The organism is Acidovorax sp. HMWF029, assembly GCF_003060895.1.
GTDB lineage: Bacteria > Pseudomonadota > Gammaproteobacteria > Burkholderiales > Burkholderiaceae_C > Acidovorax.
In genome coordinates this window covers 10,039-16,321 of the sequence record NZ_QAIH01000264.1, presented here as the reverse complement: position 1 = coordinate 16,321, position 6,283 = coordinate 10,039, and the positions used below count along the sequence as shown (strand labels likewise).

Sequence of the window (6,283 nt, the reverse complement as noted above, 5' to 3'; positions counted from 1 at the left end):
CCACCCGCCAGTGCGCCGGGACGGGCGGTCGCTTTGGGTTCCCGTGCTGCACGGCGGCACTACACATGCCGCCCTGTCTGTGGAGGCGTCCGCAGGGCGTTGTTGGCCCTGTTGTGGACTGTTTTTGGGAGGTTGGGCGGGGGGGGACTGGCGTGTCGCCAGTGCGCCGCATGCGGCACGGGTACAATCCGTTTTTTGGAGCTTTCTCATGCGCCTTCTTGGAAAAGCGCTCACCTTCGACGATGTGTTGCTGGTGCCAGCGTACTCCCAGGTCCTGCCCAAGGACACGTCCCTCGCGACGAAACTCTCCCGCAATATCCAGCTGAACCTGCCGCTCGTGTCCGCCGCCATGGACACCGTGACTGAGGCACGCCTGGCCATCGCCATCGCCCAGGAGGGCGGCATTGGCATCGTGCACAAGAACCTCACCGCGCAGGAGCAGGCCGCCCACGTGGCCAAGGTCAAGCGCTACGAATCCGGCGTGCTGCGCGACCCCGTGGTCATCACCCCCGAGCACACGGTGCTGCAGGTGCTGCAGCTGTCCGAACAGCTGGGTATCTCGGGCTTCCCCGTCTGCGACGGCGGCAAGGTGGTGGGCATCGTCACGGGCCGCGACCTGCGCTTCGAGACGCGTTACGACGTCAAGGTTCATCAGATCATGACCCCACGCGAGAAGCTCATCACGGTCAATGAAAAAGAGGGCACCACGCCAGCGCAGGCCAAGGCACTGCTCAACAAGCACAAGCTCGAACGCATCCTGGTTGTGAACGACGCCTTTGAGCTCAAGGGCCTGATCACGGTGAAGGACATCACCAAGCAAACCAGCTTCCCCAACGCGGCCCGCGATGCCGCAGGCCGTCTGCGCGTGGGTGCTGCGGTGGGTGTGGGTGAGGGCACTGAAGAACGCGTTGAAGCGCTGGTCAAAGCCGGTGTGGACGCCATCGTGGTGGACACGGCCCACGGCCACAGCAAGGGCGTGATCGACCGCGTGCGCTGGGTCAAACAAAACTACCCGCAGATCGACGTGATCGGCGGCAATATCGCCACCGGTGCGGCAGCGCTGGCGCTGGTCGAGGCGGGAGCCGACGCCGTCAAGGTCGGTATCGGCCCCGGCTCCATCTGCACCACGCGCATCGTGGCCGGTGTGGGCGTGCCCCAGATCATGGCCATCGACAACGTGGCCACGGCGCTCAAGGGCACGGGCGTGCCGCTGATTGCTGACGGTGGCATTCGCTATAGCGGCGACATCGCCAAGGCCCTGGCCGCTGGCGCAGGCACGGTGATGATGGGTGGCATGTTTGCAGGCACGGAAGAAGCGCCCGGCGAAGTCATCCTGTTCCAGGGCCGCAGCTACAAGAGTTACCGCGGCATGGGCTCCATTGGCGCCATGCAGCAGGGCAGTGCCGACCGCTACTTCCAGGAATCGAGCACCGGCAATCCCAATGCCGACAAGCTGGTGCCCGAAGGTATTGAAGGCCGCGTGCCGTACAAGGGCTCCATGGTCAGCATCGTCTACCAGATGGCGGGCGGCGTGCGCGCCTCCATGGGCTACTGCGGTTGCGCCACGATCGAAGAGATGAACAACAAGGCCGAGTTCGTCGAGATCACCACCGCCGGTATCCGCGAAAGCCATGTGCACGATGTGCAGATCACCAAGGAAGCGCCTAACTATCGCGCGGATTGATCGCTGCGAGCTCAATCTGGCCTGATTGAAAATATCTGGTCAGAATGCTATAGTCTGGCTTGAATTCACTATTCAGGCCAGACTTTTTATTTATGCAGTCCGTCGGCATCTATGAAGCGAAAAGCAGGTTCTCCGCTTTGATCGAGCTGGTCGAGCAAGGCGAGGAGGTGCGCATTACCCGCCACGGAAAAGAGGTGGTGCGCATGCTGCCAGTGCGCCGTCGCCCGGTGATTTCCGACGAGCAGATTGCGCGCGAGTTGGGGCAGATGGACGCGCTGCACGCCAGCATCCAACCCGCAGGCTCATCAGCGGTGGATGGCCTGCGCCGTACAGGGCGGAGCAACGCATGACAGCCTTCGTGCTTGACGCCTCTGTCACGGCGGCCTGGCTGCTGCCTGACAGTGCCAGCGAACATACCCGTCGCCTTTACGCCCTGATCCGCCGAGATGAGGTGGAGCCACAGGCGCCCAATCTTTGGCACTGGGAGTGCCACAACATCCTGGCCAGTGGCGTGAACAGCGGGCGTATTCCCGCTGCATCTGTCGAAGGCCTGTGGGGCGTGCTGGAAGCCATCCGCCACCGGGTGGAGCTGCACGAGCTGGCCCCAGCGCAGCACAAGGCCGTGCTCGACGTGGCATTGGAAACAGGCCTTCCCACATTCGATGCCGCTTACCTGTGGCTGGCGCGCTCGCTGCGTCTGCCGCTGGCCACTTTTGACCCCCAACAAATCGCTGCTGCCCAGCGCAGCGGTGTCCCCCTTCTCGACCTCTCCAGTCTCTGACGGACCACCACAATGCAACACCAGAAAATCCTCATCCTCGATTTCGGCTCGCAAGTCACGCAGCTTATTGCCCGCCGCGTGCGCGAAGCCAATGTGTACTGCGAAGTGCACCCCTGCGACGTGACCGACGAGTGGGTGCGTGAATACGCCAAGGACGGCTCGCTCAAGGGCGTGATCCTGTCGGGCAGCCACGCCAGTGTGTACGAGGTGGATGACAAGGCGCCGGATGCAGTGTTTGAACTCGGCGTTCCCGTGCTGGGCATCTGCTACGGCATGCAGACCATGGCCCAGCAGCTGGGTGGCAAGGTCGAAGGCTCCAATACCCGCGAATTCGGCTATGCCGAAGTGCGCGCGCACGGCCACACCGAACTGCTCAAGGGCATTGAAGACTTTGCCACGCCCGAAGGCCACGGCATGCTCAAGGTGTGGATGAGCCATGGCGACAAGGTCACCGCCTTGCCTCCGGGCTTCAAGGTGATGTGCTCCACACCGTCGTGCCCCATTGCTGGCATGGCCGACGAAAGCCGCCGCTATTACGCTGTGCAGTTCCACCCCGAAGTCACGCACACCCTGCAGGGCAAGGCGCTGCTGGAGCGCTTTGTGCTGGGCATCTGCGGCACGCGCGCCGACTGGATCATGGGCGACTACATCGAAGAAGCCGTCCAGAAAATCCGTGAGCAAGTCGGTGACGAAGAAGTGATCCTGGGCTTGTCGGGGGGCGTGGATTCGTCTGTGGCGGCAGCGCTCATCCACCGCGCCATCGGCGACCAGCTCACCTGCGTGTTTGTGGACCACGGCCTGCTGCGCTTGAACGAGGGCGACATGGTCATGGACATGTTCGAGGGCAAGCTGCACGCCAAGGTCATCCGCGTGGACGCCAGCGATTTGTTCCTGGGCAAGCTGGCGGGTGTGAGCGAGCCCGAGCAAAAGCGCAAGATCATCGGCGGCCTGTTTGTGGACGTTTTCAAGGCTGAAGCCGCCAAGCTCAAGGCCGGCACAGGCGGCCATAAAGGGGCCACCTTCCTGGCCCAGGGCACCATCTACCCCGACGTGATCGAATCCGGCGGCGCCAAGAGCAAGAAGGCCGTCACCATCAAAAGCCACCACAACGTGGGTGGCCTGCCAGAGCAACTGGGCCTGAAGCTGCTGGAACCCCTGCGCGACCTGTTCAAGGACGAAGTGCGCGAACTGGGCGTGGCCCTGGGCCTGCCACCCGACATGGTCTATCGCCACCCGTTCCCCGGCCCCGGTCTGGGCGTGCGCATCCTGGGGGAGGTGAAGAAGGAATACGCTGACCTGCTGCGCCGCGCCGACGCGATCTTCATTGAAGAGCTGCGCAACTTCAAGGACGAGGCCACCGGCAAGACCTGGTACGACCTGACCAGCCAGGCCTTCACCGTGTTCCTGCCTGTCAAGAGCGTGGGCGTGATGGGCGATGGCCGCACGTACGACTACGTGGTGGCCCTGCGCGCCGTGCAGACCAGTGACTTCATGACCGCCGACTGGGCCGAGCTGCCCTACGCGCTGCTCAAGAAGGTGTCGGGGCGCATCATCAACGAAGTGCGCGGCATCAACCGCGTGACCTATGACGTGTCGAGCAAGCCACCAGCGACGATTGAATGGGAATGATCTGGCGTTATTGAGTCGGCATCTTTGAACTTGAAAAATCCGTTCGGGCTGAGCCTGTCGAAGCCCTGCGCGGCGCTTGGACAGGCTCAGCGTGAACGGTTCAAGTTGATTCAAGCCGACTCAATAGGCAACCACTGGCAGACACCGGCGCACAATCGCCCCGAGAGCCCGCATTGACGTGGGCTTTTTTGTTTGTCTCGCTCGCAACCTTTGCCCGTGGACCCGTATGGTGGCGCAGCGTGCTGTACGCACCCCGCTGGGGCTGTGGTTGATGCTTACCCTGGTGCCTTTTGTGCTCATGCAGGTGCTCTTGCCGACACTGCGGCTCTGTCAGACTGGTAGCCTAGGGTTTTCAACCTTGGGAAGCGCAGTCGTGATGCAAGCTTGCAATGATTTCTGGGAAGACAGTGGATGGGTCCATCTGCAACCTGATGCACAGGGCTGGCTGCGACCCACCGTTGCGTATGTACGCACTCTGCTAGCCCGTCCCGAGCTTGCGTTGGTCCCAGAGTCGTGCGCTGCCGAGATCGCGTTGCACGCGGCGTTGACCGCACAGCCATTGCGAGCAGTTTCCGCCAGCGAGCTGGCTGCTGTGCAGGACGCCGACGCCCGCGAAAACTATGCTGTGTTTCTGAGGTTTCGGGATGGCCTTCTGGCGGCGGGCACGCTGGAGGCCTACTACCTGCGGCTGATGCGCAGCCACGCAGTGGATGTGCCTTCGGTGTTTGTCGATGCCCTGGTGCAGGCGCTGCTGCACAACCTTCTGGGCCGCAGTGATGGCCTGGATGCGTTCGAGGTTCGGGCTGCCGAGATGCTTTTCAGGTCCCAGCGCATCACTGTGCAGAACGGCCAGATACTGGCTGGGGACCGCGAGGCGCTGGACCTTCTGCGTGAAACAGCGGGCCTTGGCGAGGTGGGGCGCCTGCTGCTTCAAAGCGGGGCTTTGCAGCCTGCGGCTCAGGTACAGGTGCTGACGGTCGACAACGCTGTGGACTTTTGGCAAGCGACCCATCGCCACCACTTTTTGTTGGACCTGACCCATGAGCTGACGCAGGAACTCAGCCACGGGCTCACCCTCAAGCTGACCCGCGCTCGCTCGGGCCTCCAGGCCTTGGCGCGTGTGCTTGAGCGCTGGGTGGCCCACTTGCTGGGGGTGCAGGTGTCGATCACGCCTGCGCACCAGATTGCCGACACCGCCTGGCGTTGGCACATCGGGCTGGACGTGGAGTCCACGGCCATCCTCAACGACCTCTACCAGGACCGCCCTGTGGACGCCGAGCGCATGCAGCGCCTGGTGAGCCTGTTCACACTGACCTTTGCCAACCCGGCGGAAATGCGCGCGGACGTGGCGGGCAAGCCGGTGTACCTGGGCTTGGCCACCAACGCCGAGGGCGTGGTTCGCATCAAGCCGCAAAACCTGCTGCTGAACCTGCCGCTGGCATTGCAGACTTGATTTGCTATAAATTAAATAGCATTAAGTGCTCTGCTAGCGCGCGGGAATGGCCAATTTTGTTTGGATTTTGACCACCCCGCGTGCGGCTTGGCATCGGGTGGCTATCCAATCGTCATCAGGCTCGCATTGCCCCCGGCCGCTGCCGTGTTCACGCTCAGCGCGCGTTCGATGAGCAGGCGCTCCAGCGGGATGTCTGTGGCACCAGGCTGCATTGCGGTCACGCCCACGATGGGCCCTGCGCGGCGGGCGAGGGCGGTGGACACGGCCTGCAGCGAGGGGGCGTCGCCGTGGTGCAGCACCGCGTCCAGCGTCTGTGTGCCGTCGTTCAGCGTGTTGTCCTGCAGCAGGATCTGTGCTTGCACCAGGGTGGGCAATTGCGTGCGCAGGCTGGCCTGGGCGGTGGGCCACAGGGCGGCGCCGCCGCTGGCCAGCACGGCAGCCGTCTGCACCAGCAGGTCGTCCGTGCTTTGCGCCAGACACAGCACGCGGGCACGGGGCGCCAGGGTGTAGACGTTGCGCTCGCCCGTGGGGCCGGGCAGGGTGCGGGCGGTGCCGCTTTGGGTTTGCTGGGCAAAGCGCTGGCAGGTGGCGGCCAGCGCGGCGTTGCCTTGTTGCTGCGCCCATTGCTGCAGCGTGGCAAGGGGCGCCAGCAGGCGCACGCGTCCAGCGTCCTCGGGTGGCATGGCGCGGTCGGCGTCTGCAAAAGTGCGGGCCAGCGCATCGGCCGGGCGCTGCG

Annotated in this window: 5 protein-coding genes and 1 pseudogene; 5 read left to right on the top strand and 1 reads right to left on the bottom strand. The window is 63.7% G+C overall.

Going from position 1 to position 6,283, the window contains the following annotated elements; all coding sequences use genetic code 11:
• Positions 1–208: 208 nt before the first annotated feature.
• The 5 genes from guaB (at position 209) to DBR12_RS18785 (ending at position 5,547) form a co-directional block, all read left to right on the top strand.
• Positions 209–1,684, top strand: a complete 1,476-nt coding sequence (gene guaB / locus DBR12_RS18805; protein ID WP_094290859.1) for an IMP dehydrogenase — start codon at positions 209–211, stop codon at positions 1,682–1,684.
• A gap of 92 nt (positions 1,685–1,776) precedes the next feature.
• Positions 1,777–2,034 (top strand): type II toxin-antitoxin system Phd/YefM family antitoxin, encoded by a 258-nt coding sequence (locus DBR12_RS18800; protein ID WP_108618651.1) that lies wholly within the window; start codon positions 1,777–1,779, stop codon positions 2,032–2,034.
• Entirely contained in the window at positions 2,031–2,465 is a 435-nt protein-coding gene (locus DBR12_RS18795; RefSeq protein WP_108618650.1) for a type II toxin-antitoxin system VapC family toxin, read from the top strand. The genes DBR12_RS18800 and DBR12_RS18795 overlap by 4 nt, the downstream gene beginning before the upstream one ends.
• A gap of 12 nt (positions 2,466–2,477) precedes the next feature.
• Positions 2,478–4,094, top strand: coding sequence for a glutamine-hydrolyzing GMP synthase (guaA, locus tag DBR12_RS18790; protein ID WP_108618649.1), 1,617 nt, complete (start codon positions 2,478–2,480; stop codon positions 4,092–4,094).
• A gap of 376 nt (positions 4,095–4,470) precedes the next feature.
• Complete coding sequence (locus DBR12_RS18785) at positions 4,471–5,547, top strand: DUF6352 family protein (RefSeq protein ID WP_108618654.1); 1,077 nt, start codon at positions 4,471–4,473, stop codon at positions 5,545–5,547.
• Between the two features lie 101 nt (positions 5,548–5,648).
• On the opposite strand, the pseudogene DBR12_RS23210 reads toward DBR12_RS18785, so the two are convergent.
• Positions 5,649–6,283, bottom strand: a pseudogene (locus tag DBR12_RS23210) (delta-1-pyrroline-5-carboxylate dehydrogenase); the annotation flags it as partial.